14 protein-coding genes and 1 pseudogene are annotated in these 14,323 nt (G+C 73.8%); 4 read left to right on the forward strand and 11 right to left on the reverse strand.

Features of this window, described 5'->3' with window-relative positions:
• Positions 1-60: 60 nt before the first annotated feature.
• Positions 61-639: a TetR/AcrR family transcriptional regulator gene (locus tag POF43_RS01115; protein WP_271322657.1), complete on the reverse strand. Its 579-nt coding sequence runs from the start codon at positions 637-639 to the stop codon at positions 61-63.
• An 88-nt stretch (positions 640-727) separates the two neighbouring features.
• Here POF43_RS01115 and POF43_RS01120 point away from each other — a divergent pair, with 88 nt between their 5' ends.
• Positions 728-1,609, forward strand: coding sequence for an SDR family oxidoreductase (locus POF43_RS01120; protein WP_271322656.1), 882 nt, complete (start codon positions 728-730; stop codon positions 1,607-1,609).
• A gap of 319 nt (positions 1,610-1,928) precedes the next feature.
• Here the strand turns inward: POF43_RS01120 and POF43_RS01125 are convergent, their stop codons facing one another.
• The 9 genes from POF43_RS01125 to POF43_RS01165 form a co-directional block, all read right to left on the reverse strand.
• Positions 1,929-3,026, reverse strand: a complete 1,098-nt coding sequence (locus POF43_RS01125; RefSeq protein WP_271322655.1) for a zinc-binding dehydrogenase — start codon at positions 3,024-3,026, stop codon at positions 1,929-1,931.
• Positions 3,027-3,772: 746 nt separating this feature from the next.
• Positions 3,773-5,464: a GH3 family acyl-acid amido synthetase gene (locus tag POF43_RS01130; RefSeq protein ID WP_271322654.1), complete on the reverse strand. Its 1,692-nt coding sequence runs from the start codon at positions 5,462-5,464 to the stop codon at positions 3,773-3,775.
• A complete protein-coding gene (locus tag POF43_RS01135; RefSeq protein ID WP_271322653.1) occupies positions 5,451-6,113 on the reverse strand; it encodes a hypothetical protein in 663 nt (220 codons plus the stop codon). Before POF43_RS01135 ends, POF43_RS01130 begins: the two co-directional genes overlap by 14 nt.
• Before the next feature lie 235 nt (positions 6,114-6,348).
• Positions 6,349-7,125 carry an alpha/beta fold hydrolase gene (locus tag POF43_RS01140; protein ID WP_271322652.1) on the reverse strand — a complete coding sequence of 259 codons (777 nt, stop codon included), beginning with the start codon at positions 7,123-7,125 and terminating at the stop codon, positions 6,349-6,351.
• Positions 7,126-7,180: 55 nt separating this feature from the next.
• Positions 7,181-7,843 carry a LysR substrate-binding domain-containing protein gene (locus POF43_RS01145; protein WP_271322651.1) on the reverse strand — a complete coding sequence of 221 codons (663 nt, stop codon included), beginning with the start codon at positions 7,841-7,843 and terminating at the stop codon, positions 7,181-7,183.
• Positions 7,844-8,596, reverse strand: a complete 753-nt coding sequence (locus POF43_RS01150; RefSeq protein ID WP_271322650.1) for a DUF6182 family protein — start codon at positions 8,594-8,596, stop codon at positions 7,844-7,846. It lies immediately after the preceding gene.
• Positions 8,596-9,720, reverse strand: a complete 1,125-nt coding sequence (locus tag POF43_RS01155; protein WP_271322649.1) for a hypothetical protein — start codon at positions 9,718-9,720, stop codon at positions 8,596-8,598. Before POF43_RS01155 ends, POF43_RS01150 begins: the two co-directional genes overlap by 1 nt.
• A gap of 2 nt (positions 9,721-9,722) precedes the next feature.
• Positions 9,723-11,165 (reverse strand): FAD-dependent oxidoreductase, encoded by a 1,443-nt coding sequence (locus POF43_RS01160; protein ID WP_271322648.1) that lies wholly within the window; start codon positions 11,163-11,165, stop codon positions 9,723-9,725.
• Complete coding sequence (locus POF43_RS01165) at positions 11,162-12,019, reverse strand: SAM-dependent methyltransferase (RefSeq protein WP_271322647.1); 858 nt, start codon at positions 12,017-12,019, stop codon at positions 11,162-11,164. The genes POF43_RS01160 and POF43_RS01165 overlap by 4 nt, the downstream gene beginning before the upstream one ends.
• A 299-nt stretch (positions 12,020-12,318) precedes the next feature.
• Between POF43_RS01165 and POF43_RS01170 the strand changes: the two are divergent.
• From POF43_RS01170 to POF43_RS01180, 3 genes and pseudogenes are all read left to right on the forward strand, one after another.
• Positions 12,319-12,685, forward strand: a pseudogene (locus POF43_RS01170) (ACR3 family arsenite efflux transporter); the annotation flags it as partial.
• A 31-nt stretch (positions 12,686-12,716) separates the two neighbouring features.
• Positions 12,717-13,346: a DUF3887 domain-containing protein gene (locus POF43_RS01175; protein WP_271322646.1), complete on the forward strand. Its 630-nt coding sequence runs from the start codon at positions 12,717-12,719 to the stop codon at positions 13,344-13,346.
• 91 nt (positions 13,347-13,437) lie between these two features.
• Positions 13,438-13,653: a PLDc N-terminal domain-containing protein gene (locus tag POF43_RS01180; protein WP_271324168.1), complete on the forward strand. Its 216-nt coding sequence runs from the start codon at positions 13,438-13,440 to the stop codon at positions 13,651-13,653.
• Positions 13,654-14,095: 442 nt separating this feature from the next.
• On the opposite strand, the gene POF43_RS01185 is transcribed toward POF43_RS01180, so the two are convergent.
• Positions 14,096-14,293 carry a hypothetical protein gene (locus POF43_RS01185; protein WP_271324167.1) on the reverse strand — a complete coding sequence of 66 codons (198 nt, stop codon included), beginning with the start codon at positions 14,291-14,293 and terminating at the stop codon, positions 14,096-14,098.
• Positions 14,294-14,323 lie beyond the last annotated feature (30 nt).

Here is a 14,323-nt window from a genome sequence, read left to right on the forward strand (position 1 = left end):
TTGACGGGCGGTGCCCGCGGCTCCGACCGGGCCCGGCCGGCGGTAGCCGAGCCGCGTTGATCAGCCCAGCGACGCGGTCGCCGCGCGCAGGTCCTCCAGGGCTGCCAGTGCGTGTGGCGCGAGCCCTTCCGCGTCGTCGCGATCGCTTTCGGACCATCGGGCGTAACCCCGCTTGAACGCGAGGACGCCCAGTTCGCCCGCGAGGTGCGCGGTCGGCTCGGGGACGCCGCGGGTGATGAGCGCGGCCGTCATGGCCGCCGCGAGGCCGACGCTCTTGAGGGCGTCGCGCTCCTGGAGTTCGGTGCTGGCCGCCACGGCTGCCGCGAGGCGGGGGCCGAGTTCGCGGTTCGCCGGCCCCATGGCGCTCGACGCGCGTTCGAGGCCGGCGGCCACCGCCTGAAGCGGGCTGGCGTTCGCGGGCGCCTCGGCGATGCCGTCGGCGAGCAGCCTGCTGAGCGTCTCCTGGCCGGCGACCAGGAGCTCGCGCTTGTCGGAGAAGTGCCGGAAGAAGGTGCTCTTGGTGACGCCGGCGCGCTCGGCGATCTGCGTCACCGTGGTGGCGTCGTACCCCTGCTCGGTGAACAGGTCGACCGCCGCCACGACGAGTCGCTGGGTCGCCCCCGATTGCCATCTGGCCATGGGATCAGGATAAGCGATGGGACACCTGTCCCGTCACCGTGTAACGTCAGTGATGGGACAATGGTCCCATCACTCTTCGGGAGCGCTCATGCATGTCTTCATCACCGGTGGTACCGGCACCATCGGCTCCGCCGTCGTCGCCGAACTGCTCGGCAACGGCCACACCGTTCTCGCCCTGGCCCGCTCGGACGGCTCCGCGCGGGCCCTGGAGGGCGCCGGTGCCGAAGTGCTGCGCGGAGATCTGGCAGACCTCGGCGCCCTGCGGTCCGGCGCCGCGCGCTGCGACGGCGTGATCAGTCTGGCGTTCGGACGCGACTACAGCAGTCCGGACGCGCTGGCGCGGGCCATCGCCGAGGAGGGCGACGCCCTCGCCACGCTGGGGCGGGAACTCATCGGGAGCGACCGCCCGATCGTCACGGTCTCGGGCACGCCCTGGGTGCCGGGACGCGCCTCCACCGAGGCCGATCCGCTGCCCACCGACGGACCGGTGGGCGGGCGGGGCCGTTCGGTCAACGCGCTGCTGGATCTGACTTCGCAAGGGGTGCGCAGCGCGGCGGTCCGCATGCCGCGCACGGTCCACCACCAGGGCCGAGGCGGATTCGCCGGCCTGCTGGTGGACGCGGCACGCCGTACCGGGGTGGCCGGCTACCCGGGCGACGGCGCCCAGCGCTGGCCGGCCGTGCACGCCCTCGACGCGGCGGTCCTGTTCCGGCTGGTCCTCGAGTCGGCGCCGGCCGGGACAGCCTGGCACGCCGTCGCCGACGAGGGCGACGCGGTGCGGGACATCGCGACGGTCATCGGCCGGCGGCTGGGGCTGCCGGTGGAGACGGTGCCGGAGGAGACCTTCGGCCCGTTCGGCCCGATCTTCGCCATGGACCAGCCGGCGTCCAGCGCCCACACCCGCGATGCCCTCGGGTGGCAGCCGACGCACCCTGGCCTCCTTGAGGACCTGGAGAACGTTCAGCCCTGACGCACGCCGATGGCAGCACACCGCCCACGCGAGGGGGACCGCCCGGCGCCGGGCCGATGGGTGTCGACCGTGCCGATCACCGCATCGTGGTCGTAGCGCCCCTCGGGCCATCCCCTCCCCGGGCCCGGTCCGCCAGGCCGTGGTCGCCGTCCCCCTGCCCGGGCCGTCGCCGTCGTCCCTACGGCCCACGAGGACGCCGACACGTCGCGGCTCCGCCGGTGGCCGACTCGCCCGCCGGCGGGGGCGGTGGCCGCGTCGAGCACGCGTACCTGCCGTGGGCGGTGCTGCCGAACGGCGTGGTGTGCGGGCGTGTGAAGCGTCAGGTGGTGAGCACGGCCTTCACCACCTCGCCCGAGGCGACCTGTTCCAGAGCGCGCCCGAACTCGGCAAGGGGGAACAGGGTGACGAGACTGCGCAGGTCGAAGCGGTCGCACAGTTCCGGGAGCATCCGGACGTACTGGTTGAGGTGTGCTCCGGTGAAGGCCCACGAACCGATGATGTTCAGCTGGCGGTAGACGATCTGGTGCGGGTTGAACGAGGTGTTGCCGCTGTCGGTGTACTGGCCCACGACGAGGTAGGAACCGCTCCGGCGCACCAACCGCGTGCCCTCCTCCACGGCGTTCGGCACCCCGGCGCACTCGATGACCAGGTCCGCGCCGCGCCCGCCCGTCGCTTCGAGCACGGCTTCGCGGGCGGTCAGGGGGTCCGCGGCCTCCACCACGTTGATGTGCCGGTGGCCGATCCGTGCGTGCTGTGCGAGGTCCAGCCGGGCCTGCGGGCCGCCGGCCAGGATCACGTGGGCGCCGGCGAGTTGGGCCAGGCACGCGGCGGCCAGGCCCACCGGCCCGCTGCCCTGGACGACCACGGTCTCGCCCAACCGCACCGGCCGGCGCTCGAACAGGGCGTGGACCATGGTGGGCCCGGCACAGGCGAAGGCCATGGCCGCGATCGGGTCGATGTCCTCGTCGAGCTTGATGACCGTGGTTCCCCCGGTCAGCGAGATGTAGTCGGCCCATGAGCCCGCGAGCGGCGACTCGCCGGTCAGGGAACGGTTCACTCCGTAGGTGCGCCGGTTCTCGCAGAGGGTCGGCTCGCGCAGTTCATGACAGGGGTGGCACCGACCGCAGGCGATGGACGACGCCCACATGACGGTGTCACCCGGTGCGAGCGCGCGGCCGTTGACGTCATGGGTGGTGCCCTCGCCGAGTTCGTGCACGACCCCGAGGCCCTCGTGCCCCAGGACGAGCGGGACCGGCACGTCGAGGTGTCCCTTGGCGAGGTGCAGATCGGTGCCGCAGATACCGCCGTAACGGCAGGCCACGGTCATTCCTCCCACCGGCGGGGGACCGACCGGGAACTCGGCCTCGGCCGGGGGCGTGTCGAAATCTTTCAAGACGATGGCACGACTGGTGGACACCTGACACCTTCCGGTTGACGATCGCGGTGGACGCGTTGGTAGGGCGCTGCTGAATTCTGCCGGTCGCCGGAACGCCTGGGCCCGCCACGACGAGTGCGCCGACCTCACGGCCCGCCGGACGCTCGGGGCGGAGCGTGCGCACCGGGTGAGGCAGGCCGGCCGCGTCGTCGTAGCTGACGATGGCCGGCCGCCGACCCGTACCGGGCGACGTTGGCGGCCGTACCGTGCACGCACTCGGGATGGCGGACGCCACGGAGCCGGCGGACACCTGGGGTTGATCATGCCATCGCAGTCGACGTGGCCGAGAGTCCGGCCGGAGTCAGGGGGCGGAGCCGGGGTGCTGCCCTCGGGATCGAGGCGCGGGCCCGACCTGACCCGCTCGACGCGGTGTCCCGGGGGCGTGCTGGCAGTGCGCCCCGACCGCGTCGGCGGTGCGCCCGAACCTCGCGGGTGGTACGCCCTGGCCGTGCGGGCGGTGCGCTCCGGCCGTGCGGGCGGTGTGCGGTCCCGGGGCGAGGACGACTGGTGCGCCCGGGGTCACCGTCGCCGCCATCGCGGCGATCACCGCACGCCGATCCCGCCGCCGGCCACCTCGCTCCGGTGTCCGGTCCGGCAGCAACAACGCCTCGATCACAGCGCCCTGAGCACCCGTGAGGTCGGACTCCACCGCCCGCGGCGCCCATCCGCAAACGGCGCGGGCGGCGCCGCGGTCCGCTCGCTCGCGGCCGGCGGTGTGCTCACGCCCGTCATCCGCGGGCGGCCCCGGGGGCGCCGGTGAGCCGTTCCCACTGGGCGATGTCCTGCCGGAACAGGCGGTCCTTGACCTGCGTCGGGCGGATGCCGGAGGCGACGGAGGTGTGCCAGTCGCGCAGGAACGCCTCACCGTCCAGCCGCCGCACCCGCGCCGGTCCCAGTCGCCCGGCGCGGCGGGCCGCCCGGTAGGCGGGGCCCTCGCGGCCGATCGCGGTGTCGAGCAGCGCGGCGAACCGGTCGGTCTCCGGCGTGCTCCACGGGCCGCGGGCGGCGACGGCGAACGTGTAGTGCGGCGCGGCGCCCTTCGGCCGCTCGAACCGGCAGGCGGCGTTGCGCACGTCCAGCCCGGTGCCGCCGGCCGCGGTGGCCAGTGCGCGCAGGACCTGGCTGTCGCGCAGCCGTTCACCGGCCGCGTCCGAACGGGTGCTGCGGCCGGCGTACTCCAGCCGCGGCACCCCCTCGACGTGGTCGACCACCCGCACGACGTCGCCCACCGCGTAGCGGTACAGCCCGCCGATGTGGCTGAAGACCACGTGGTAGTCGCGCCCCGGTTCCAGTTCCCGGTACGTCAGGGTGGGCGCGTCGGGCCGGACGTCCTCGTCGGCGTCCAGGAACTCGTAGGCCGAGGCGGTCACCACCAGCGAGCCGGCCGATCCGTGGCGGTCGAGCGCGACACCCACCGGGCCCTCGGAGGCCGCCACGGGCGCGGGCAGCGCCGCCACCCCGACGCCGAACTCCTCACGCAGGCGCGGTAGATAGAGCGAGGCCATGCCGGTGGTCCAGCAGAACAGCGCGCGCATGTGCGGCCACACGTGCGCCGGCCGTACGGTGCCGAACCGCTCGGCCAGCCGCTCCAGTTCGGCGGCGCGCTCCGGGGCGGGGCGGGTGTGCGGCAGACCGCCCAGGGTGCCGTCGCGGATCTCCTTGACGATCCGGGGCCACCACAGGGCGAGTTGGTAGGGCAGGGCGGCGACCATCGCGGGGTTGATCCCGATGACGCAACGCACGTCGCTCTGCACCGCCAGGCGCAGCCGCAGGTAGGTCTTCTCCAGGTGGTCGTCGCGTTCGACGGACACCGGCAACGTGCCCCACGGTGCCCCGGTGCCGGGTTCGGCGGACAGCGTCTCGCCGAATCTGGCGCCGAAGTCGACCTGGCTGGCGCCCACATGGGGATGGCCGGAGGCGGTGGTCGGCGGCGCGGACACCGGGTCGTGCTTGAGGTTGAGCACCGCGTCGGGGCGGGCCAGCACGTCGGGATGGTGCTCGATCAGGGGCGCCCACGCCGCGTAGTAGAACGGGAAGAAGGTCCGGCGCATGAAGCTCGGTGTGACGGGGATCTTCTTGTGCGCCCCGGTGGTGCCGCTGCTGGTGAAGTACACCGCCGGGTCGTCGGCGCTGAGCACGTTGCTCTCACCGGCCGCCATCCGCTCGATCCACGGGGCCAGCGCCGCGTAGTCGTTGATCGGCACCGCCTTGCGGAAGTCGTCCAGGGTGCGGATCGAGCCGAAGCTGTGGGCGCGCCCGTACCCGGTGCCGGCGTTGTACTCCAACAGCTCGGCCAGGACGCGCTGTTGGTGGTCTGCGGCGTGCGCGAGCGCGTCGGCGAGTCGCCGTCGTTCGCCGAGGACCCGTTCCCGGTAGCGCCGCAGGCGGTCCGGATCGGTCCAGGATTCAGCCGAGTTCACCGGCGATCACCTCTCGTATCTGCTGTGCCGTGCCGACCACGTCGTGCTGTTCCTCGATGACGGTGACCGGCAGGTGTTCGATCTCCTGCCACATGGCCTTGCGCAGGTCGGTCTGGAAGGCGTCGAACGACATCCGGTCCGGCCGGTCGCCGTAGTGCTCCAGGGGGTTGGCCCCGCCGCCCCGCCGGCTGCGCCGCCAGGCCGTCTCGGTGGACACCTCCAGGAAGAACACCCGGCGCGGCTGGGGGAAGGTGCGCCACCAGTCGAACATCGGGTGCTCGTCCATCCCGGACAGCCGGCACTTGGCCAGCATCTTGTAGTAGTGGGAATCCATCAGGACGGGCGTCCCGTCCGCGCCGTGCCCGATGCCGTCGCGCAGGTGGAGTACCGCCGTCTGCAACACGGCGATCATGAAGTCGAGCGAGTAGTCGCCGCCCAGGCCCGGCAGCACGTCGCCCATCAGGTCGCGGCGCAGCCGGGCGATCAGCGCGTGGCCGGGATCGAGGAACTCCCGGTCGCTGGAGACGATCCGCCACTCGGGCGTGCTGGCGGCGAACTCCGCCAGCACGGAGGACTTGCCCGCGTAGTCGGGGCCCAGCAGGACGAAGAACGGGGGCGTCCCGGCGGCGGCGCCGGTCCGCCGGATCATCGGTGGCCGTCCGGACGGCGGCCGGCCGGGGCCGGGAGGGGACCGGCGCAAGCGCGGGACGCGGCGGTCGCGGCATTCGCGGAGCGGGGTGACGTCATGGGATGTCCTTCGCGGGAGTTCTTGCGGGCCGCGGACCGGTACCCCGGGAGCGTCGCGCTCCTGAGGGGGTGAGCACGGGTGGCGGGCCGTCTCGCGGTCCCCGCCGGCGCACCGGGGCCGGGGAGCCGGCCGGCGGTCAGGCGTCGAGGAAGGCGGCGACCAGTTCGGCCACCTCCGCGGGACGTTCGAAGACGCTCATGTGGCCGCTGTCGACCTCCTCGTAGTAACAGCCCTTGATGCGTTGGGCGGTCTCCCGGGCGTGCGACACCGGCACCCAGTGGTCCTGGGCGGCTCCGATCGCCAAGGTGGGCGCGGTGATGTGTTCCAGCCGGTCGCTGATGTCCATCCGGGTGGCCAGGTCCATCTGCGCGCGCACGCCCGTCCCGAGGGTGATCAGCGCGACGATCTCGTCCATGGCCTCGTGCCCGGCCTGCGCCAGGAACGGGCCGGAGAACACCGACAGGGCGGTGAACCGCGCGTACGCCTGCGGGTCGAGGTCGGCCAGTCGGTGCCACAGGGCCAGCAGCCGCTGCTGGCGCGGATCGTCGCCCCGGTTCCAGCAGGAGATCAGCACCAGGCGGCGTACCCGCTCGGGGTGGGCGGCGGCGAGGGCGGCGGCCACGATCGAGCCCATGGAGAACCCGACCACGTCGAACGGCTGGTCCGTCACCTCCCGGGCGACCGCGGCCACCTGGCCGGCCAGCAGGTCCACGGTGAGCGGCTCGTCGGGCAGCGGGGTGCCGCCGCTGCCGGAGAAGTCCGGGGCGATCACGGTGTACCGGTCGGTGAACCGGTCCTGGAGCTGCCCGAAGGTGGTCGCGTTGTCGGCGCCCGCGGAGTGGACCAGCAGCAGGCCGGGACCGGTGCCGTGGGTGGTGTAGTGGACGGGGACGCCGTCGACGGTGGTGATCATCGTGGTGGGGTTTCCCTCCGGGTGGTGGACATCGTCTGCCGGGTGGGTGATCCGGTCATCGGGCCGCTGCCGGGTCCGGGACCGCCGCTGCCGCCGCGGCCCGCAGGAAGTCGCGCACCGGGCCCGGCTGGTGCGATCCGCTCAGCCACGCCAGCGACACCGGCGCGCTCGGCAGGTCCTCCACCGCGACCGCCTTCACCTGCGGCGGCAGTGCCGCCTCGACCGAGCGGAAGGACAGGTGCACGGCCTGGGTGCTGGTCAGCGTCGCCACCAGGGCCTCGACCGTGGTCAGGGCGTGGACCCGGCGAATCGGCGTCCCGGCCGGAGTACGCGGCGGGACGACGCGGTCCCACACGTACCCGGGAAACCCCTTGGGCCGTGCGAACGCGTCGTACAGCGCCGCCTCCTCCACGGACACCCCGGCACGGGACGCCAGCGGGTGGCCCGCGCCGACGAGCAGCACCCGTTCGTCCCAGCCGACCGGCGGGCCGACGGTGATGTCCGGCTCCCGCAGCCCGTACTTCACCACCATCGCGTCGACGTCGCCGGAGCGCAGCAGCCGGAACGGCTCCCGCACGTCGTACGGCACGAGGGCGAAGTCCCACGGGTCCAGTCCCGCCCGGGCGATGATGCCGCTCACCAGGTGCGGCGTTTCGTGGAATCCCAGCCGGACGGGTGTGCTGCTGCCGGCGGGCGCGGTGGAGTCGGTCGCGGTCACTCAGAGCTCCTCGGTGAGGGCGGCGTATGCCTGCAGGGTGTGCGGGCGGTGGACGTCGGTCTCGGCGCGTACCGCGGTGAAGGTCCGCTCCAGCCCGGTCAGGCGCGGTACCGGCCGCAGCGTGAGCCGGTCGCCCGGCCCGACCAGGCCGTCCAGCACCGCCTCGGCCAGCAGATGGTTGAGGTGGACGAGCCCCTCGGCCACGCTGACCCGGGCCGTGGCGTAGTAGAGGTCGCGGTGCACCGGCGGGCGCGCCGGTCCACCGCCGGCGTGGTACTGCGCCGGGTACGGCACCCGTACGGTGACCGGGGCGTGCGGGCGCAGTTCCCGCTCACCGGCGAACGTTTTGAGCAGCCGCCGCAGTCCGAGGACGTCGGACGCCGGGGCCGGCGCGGTCCAGCCGGCCGAGCCGTCCCCGGCGACGTGCGCGAACCGGAACCGTTCGCCGAGGTGGCGGGGCTGACCGGCCAGGTGCAGGGTGCGGGTGAAGCCGCGCCGCCAGGCATCGGCCCGGTCGGCCGGCAGGGACAGGGCGAAGACACAGGTCTCGACGATCCACCGCGGCAGGTCGGGAGCGCGGATGACGGCGACCACGACCGCCTCGTCGCCCTCGTCGTCGTCGCGGATGCGGGCCCGCGCCGCCTCCAGGGCCGCCATGCTGCTCAGGTCCAGGTCGGCGACCAGGTCGGGCCGGGCGGCGCGGATGCGGCCGGCGGCGGCGGCGATCAGCCGGTCGGCGGCGCCGGCGGGCATCACAGGAACACCTCGCTCAAGAGCCCCGCGTCGATCGTGCGCCGGCTCCTGGCCAGCAGCGACGAGGTCAACCGGTAGGGATCGACGTACCGGTGGGAGTGCTGGTAGCGGCTCAGGTCGGCGCGCAGTTCGGCGGAATCGGCCTTCGGGTCACGGGCGGCCCGGTCGAGCAGCCGTTCGGCGCGCGCACAGCTCTTGGCCAGCAGGTCGTGGCGGAACGACTGCTGGTCGCCCGGCCCGAGCATGGCGATGAAGTACAGCCGCAGGCCCAGCCGGATCGCCGGGACGTCGTGCTCGTCGTCCACGGCGGCCAGCAGCCGGTCCACGGTGTGGTCCTGCCAGCCGCCGTGCCGGGCCGAGACGATCCGCCCGCCGATGGGGACGCGCCCGATGGGAACGCAGCGCACCACGGTGTCCGCACTTCCCAGGAGGCGCTCCAACAGCCGGTAGTCCGGGGCCAGTTCCCGGTCGTACAGGAACACCACCTCGTCGTGGCGCGGTGCCAGCACCAGCAGTTCGCGCAGCGCGCACGCCAGGTAGTTGGGACGGCCGTCCGGGGTGACGATCTGCCGCAGCGGCAGCCCCCAGCGGGTCAGGTCGAGGTGGACCGATCCGCCCCAGCGCCGCTGGTCGAGTCCGCAGCCGGCGGCGACCAGACGGTCGATCATCTCCTCCAGCCCGAGCCCCGGGGGCTGGTGCTCGCGCAGCCCGGGGTCGTACAGCCCCAGCCGCTCGTAGTGTCCCGACCACAGGCGGAGCACCCGCTCGCTGGCCGGGTGCACCCAGCCGCTCTCCTCCACCGCCTCCGCGTAGGGGCGCAGGGCGGCGGCCCCGGGGCGGTCCTCCTGCGCCCGGTAGCGCACGTACAGCTCGCCGATCTCCGTCTCGGTGGCGTCGTGGTAGTCGGTGTCGCCCTCGGTACGGTCCAGGAACTCCCAGAAGCCCAGGACCTGTTCGGTGCGGTGATACGTCGTGTGGCTGTACCGGTACGTCACCTCCGCCAGGTGCCCGGTGGCGCGGTGCAGCACGTCCGCCCAGAACAGGCCCTTGAGGTGACTGGGCGTCAGCGGTTTGGACGGGGTGACGGTGATCGGCGCGAGCAGCACCTTCGGGACGGCGGCCACGCTCAGGCCCCCTCGGACGCCAGCGCGGCCAGCAGTTCGCCGCGGGTGGGCGGGCGCGGTCCGGCCGTCGGGGCCGGTCGGGGTGCGGCCTGCAGGCGTGCCGTCAGCTCCGCGCGGCCGAAGAGGTCGGCCGGCCGGTCGAGGCTCATCGAGCCGCGGACCAGGGCCCGCCACACGACCCGGTCGGTGGCCGCGGCGGCGGCCACCAGCGGCAGCGGCGGACCGCCGGGTATCACCGGCGGCAGCGGCAGGGTCTCCTCCCCGGCGAGGCGGGCCCGCCACATCCGCTCGCGGGAGTCGTCGTCGTGCACCGACTGCTCGTACCAGGGCCGGTACAGCGCGTACGCGCACCGCATGGCCCGTTCGCTCAGCTCCGCCGAGGGCCGGTCGCCGTCGTCGAGCAGCCCGGCCAGCACGAAGGCGTGCCGCAGGGCGAGCGAGACGCCCCGTCCGTAGAGCGGATCGGTCAGGCCGGCCGCGTCACCGACGGCGAACAGCCCGGCCACCGGGCGCTGCCGCGGACTGATCACGCCGCGCAGCGCGTTGGCCGGCATGGCTATCGCCCGGACGTCCGTCAGCGGCACGGCGGCCGCCGGGTCCACCCAGGAGGCGACGAAGGGGGACAGCCGGCAGGCCGCGGTGAAGGCGCCCGGCCGGCGCAGCGCGGTGGTCGCCGGGTCCGCCGTGGGAGCGCCCAGGGTGATGGCGAAGACGTCGCCGTCCGCCGGGTGGACGACTGCCGCGTAGTGGTCCCACACCCCGCCGGCCGCGTTGCCCCGGTTCAGCGGCCCGGGCAGGCCGCCGGGGGCGAGCAGCCGGTAGAAGCGAGTGTAGGCCCGCAGGTACGACGGCGAGCTCTCGTCCGGCTCGACCGGCACCCCGGCCGCGGCCAGCCAGGAACGGGACATCGCGGCCCGCCCGGTGGCGTCGACCACCACGTCGGCGGTGAGCCGGGCGCCGTCGCCGGTGACCACGCCGGTGGCCCGCCCGCCGTCGGCGTCCGTCAGCAGCCCCCGGACGGCCGTCCCGAAGCCGACGGTGACGCCCGGCAGGGCGCGTACCGCGCGCAGCAGCAGCAGCTCCAGCACCGGTCGGCGCATGCCGAGCGCCTCGAGTTGCTCATCGCCCGCCCGGTCGGCGTCGTCGGCGGCCGGCGGTGCCACGGCCGTCAGGTCCAGCAGCCGGCCGCCCTCCTCCAGCGCGTCGTCCAGCACGAAGGCCGCGTGCTCGCGCAGGACGTGCACGCCGAGGGACTGGAGGAACTGCGAGTGGCCGCTCTGCGGTACCAGAGGGCGGTCCCACTCCAGGGCCGCCTTGCGCGGCGGGCCGTCCGGCGGCGGCGCGGACCGCTCCAGCACCCGCACCCGCCAGCCGCGCCGCGACAGGGCCAGGGCGGTCGCCAGACCGGTGACGCTGCCCCCGACGACGACGGCGTTCCTGGTCAACGGCGCGTACCGTGGACGAAGAACACCCGGCGCACGTCGCTGACGTCACGCGGCGGGACCGGGTCGGGCCAGCGGCCGTAGTCGGCGCCCTCCTCGCCGGGCTGGACGGCCCGCACGTCGAAGCCGTGGTCGGCGAAGAGTTCCTCGGGGCGGTCGCTGCCGAAGACCCAGGGGCAGCCCCAGCCGGCGAAGACCTCCAGCAGGCCGCGCATGTTGGGCAGCGTCAGGGCGGCGGCGTTCACGATGTCCGCCGCGACGCGGCTGCCGGGGGCGCACAGGGCGGCGACCCGGTCGAGCATGCGGCGGCCGTCCCGCTCGGGAATGTAGTACAGCAGTCCTTCCAGCAGCCAGGTCGAGGGCAACCGCGGGTCGAAGCCGGCGCCGACGAGTTCGGCCTCCCAGTCGTCATCGGTCAGGTCGACGGCGATCACCCGGTGGTCGACCGCCGGCTCGACGCCGCGCAACCGCTCGGCCTTGAAGTCCTGCACCGCCGGTCGGTCGATCTCGAAGTAGCGAATGTGCTGCGGCCACTTCAGCCGGTAGGCGCGCGAGTCCATGCCGCTGGGCGCGAGGACGATCTGCGTCATCGCCTCGTCCCGAGCGCTGTCCTGGAGGAAGTCGTCGAAGAACCGGGTGCGGATGGCGTTGTAGTCGGGAGTGCTGGGCAGGGTCCGCGTCCGGGCGGCGGGGAACGTCGCCTCGCGGATCTCGGCGAGCAGCACCGGGCCGACGTCGCCGACGAGGGACGCCGCGTAGGGGTCGTCGTACAGGCGGTCCTCGCGCCGGCTCTCGGCGGCCCGAAGGGCGGCGGTGAGAAGCGCTGTTCGCTCGACGGCGGCTGTCAGGTCTGTCATGAGGCCTTCCTCGGGACGGGCTTCCGGTACCGCGGCGGCTCGAGGAGCCATCAGGTATCGGATCAGCCGGTGCGGAACGGGTCCTTCCTCCGGACGGGGGCCTGCCGGAACAGGCGGTCGGTCCTTGGCATGAGTGCGGCGGACACGCCACCGCCGGGACGTACCGGTCGCGCCGGAAGGTCCCGGTGGTGATCGCCCTGGTCACCCCGTCGCCGACTGCGGGACGCCCGGCGGCCCACCGCTTGCCGAGGGCCGTAAGCAGGCCTCAGATTCGACCGCACGTACGATCACACCGCCAGGGTGCGATGCACCCCCTCGTCGTGCTCTTCGCTCTCCGGCGCGACGCCATCACCTCCAACTCGCCGGACGTCGCACGGATCGCGCCGCCCCCGCCGGTGTCCGTCGCCGTGACGCGGTCCGGGTCCACGGCGGCCGGCCGGTCGCACGCGGCTGCCCGATGGCGGTCACGCCGGCGTTCGCTGGGGCGGGCGACGACTGCGAACTCGCCGTCGCTTCCATCGGTGCCGCGTCCGGCCAGGCCCTCGCGGGCGTCGTCGGCCCGCTCATCGAGGTGCCGGCCCTGATCGGCCGGGCCATGTCGCCCTGGCCGCCCGCCGCTTCTGCCTGCTCGGCCGGAAGTCGAGCGCCGCGTCAAGGTTTCCTTGACGCGGTGATCGCGTAAAGGCATCCTTTACGTGTGACCGATTCCCCTCCGTCTCTCACGGTTTTGAGCGCCCTGCTGGCCGGACAGAGCTCGGCCCTGGCGGCGTCGGCGGGCAGCCCGTTGACCCCGCCGTCCTACCTCGACCTGGTCCGCCGCGCCCAGGACGTCGACCTGCTGGCCGAGCAGGTGCTCAAGCTGTGCGTGCAGCAGTGCCGGGACGCCGGCCACACCTGGCAGGAGATCGGGGACCTTCTCGGAGTCACCCGACAGGCCGCGTTCCAGCGGTTCGGCAAGCCCATCGACCCCCGAACGGGAGAACCCATGGACAAGACAGTGCGCATGACCGACGCCGCGGAGCGTGCCGTCACGATCGTCACCCACGTCCTCGAAGGCCGCATGGACGAGGCCAGGCCGTCGTTCGACGCCCAGGTCCTGGAGAAGTTCACCGACGAGGTGCGGATCAACGCCCTGGTCACCGTCACCGGCCTCGTCGGCGCGTTCGAGGGCTTCGGAGCCGCTGAGCCGTTCGTCCGCCGCGTCGGCGACCACACGGTGGTCGACATCCCGCTGCGTTACGAGGCCGGTGACATGAAGGCACGCGTGGCGTTCGACGCGGACGAGAAGGTCGCCGGGATCTTCATCATCACGCCCGAGACCCCCTGACCCGCCGCCCCCGGCCGGCCCGGTGCCACCGCCGGGGCCGCCCAACGCCCAACGCTCAACGCCCAACGCCCAACGCCCGGAAGGATCAACCGTGTTGGCCGACTCCTTGACGGCGGCGCCGTCCAACCCGTGGGTCGCGATCGTGCCGCTGATCGCGCTCGTCCCGGCCATCCTGTGCATGGCCGACATCGCGCGCCACCCGCGCACCCAGCAGTTCTCGCCGCAGATGTGGCTGGCCATCTGCGCGTTCGGGAACGTCTTCGGGCTGTTCGCCTACCTCAGGTTCGGCCGCAGCCAGGACAGGTAGCCGTCCCGGGCGGCCCGCGGACCGGGGTCGGCGGGCCGGGGCTCAACCGCCGTGCACGGAGACCGGGGGTGTCTGCGCCGCCGATGCCGCCGGCTGGAAGTCCCGGCCGGTCAGGGCGAGTTGGGTGGTGGCGATGGGGCCGGCGGCCGGGTTCGAGCCCCGCGTTCCCCGATGCCCGCCGCCACGGCCCCGCCCGCCGACACGTCCCCCGGTACCGGCTGCGCGGCGGCCTCGCACCCCCGGCGTCGTCCGACTCCCCGTCCGGCCCGTGTACGTCGGGGATGCGCCGCCGACGATGCGGTGCCGCACGGGGCGCGCTGGAAGGTCGCTTCTCGCACTCCAACGGCCAACGTGACAGCCCCCGTTGGAGGGGTGCTGCGCCCCTCCAACGGGTTCGGGCTCATCGGCGAAGCCCGTCGGCGGAGGTCGTCGGCCGGGTGGGTCACCACCGCGACGGGGTGGAGATCTGGTGGTAGCGAAGCGAAGTGAAACCGGCGCTGTCGGAGGCGACCTGCGCGATCGTCGCGGTTCCGGCCGAGTCCACGCGCTGGGCCTGCAGTTCGATCGTGGTGGGCCTGGTGACGCGGACCAGTTCGCTGAGCGGCGCGGTGGCGTTTCCGCCGGCCGGGGCGGCGCCCACCCGGTCGCCCCCGCGTCGGCGCCGTGGCGG

This window comes from Streptantibioticus silvisoli, from assembly GCF_027947535.2.
Lineage (GTDB): Bacteria > Actinomycetota > Actinomycetes > Streptomycetales > Streptomycetaceae > Streptantibioticus_C > Streptantibioticus_C silvisoli.

Coding starts and splice junctions, on each gene's coding strand:
- POF43_RS01115 (WP_271322657.1), bottom strand. CDS start 639: ATGGCCAGATGGCAATCGGGGGCGACCCAGCGACTCGTCGTGGCGGCG.
- POF43_RS01120 (WP_271322656.1), top strand. CDS start 728: ATGCATGTCTTCATCACCGGTGGTACCGGCACCATCGGCTCCGCCGTC.
- POF43_RS01135 (WP_271322653.1), bottom strand. CDS start 6,113: ATGATCCGGCGGACCGGCGCCGCCGCCGGGACGCCCCCGTTCTTCGTC.
- POF43_RS01140 (WP_271322652.1), bottom strand. CDS start 7,125: ATGATCACCACCGTCGACGGCGTCCCCGTCCACTACACCACCCACGGC.
- POF43_RS01150 (WP_271322650.1), bottom strand. CDS start 8,596: ATGCCCGCCGGCGCCGCCGACCGGCTGATCGCCGCCGCCGCCGGCCGC.
- POF43_RS01165 (WP_271322647.1), bottom strand. CDS start 12,019: ATGACAGACCTGACAGCCGCCGTCGAGCGAACAGCGCTTCTCACCGCC.